Below are 341 nucleotides of genomic sequence, written 5' to 3' on the forward strand. Positions count from 1 at the left end.
GTATTTTGCTTATGCCAATTAGCTTAAACTCTTAAGCAGATAGGCATTACTATTGGTTTTTGCTTTTAAATATATAAAAGCTAAATATAGCGAACACACATACCTGAGCCACAATACCTTGCCATGTTGATTTTATACCAAGCCATGCAATATCAAAGCTCATTGGTAGCGGCGTAATACCTATTATGTCGGCCTCTTGTAATGCAATAACGGCTTTGCCCATAAGCACAAACGAGAGTGCAAATAATAAATAAGTGGTAATTGCAAAAAACTTAGCAACCGGTAATTTAATTGAGTACTTAATTAATACCCACGTAATAATAGCTAGTATTGCTATAGCT

Annotated in this window: 1 pseudogene; it reads right to left on the reverse strand. The window is 34.6% G+C overall.

Features of this window, described 5'->3' with window-relative positions:
• Window positions 1–49: 49 nt before the first annotated feature.
• A pseudogene (locus tag AAEY99_RS21280) lies at window positions 50–341 on the reverse strand (iron permease); the annotation flags it as partial.

Origin of the sequence: Shewanella sp. S1-58-MNA-CIBAN-0166 (assembly GCF_040310085.1) — a bacterium.
Lineage (GTDB): Bacteria > Pseudomonadota > Gammaproteobacteria > Enterobacterales > Shewanellaceae > Shewanella.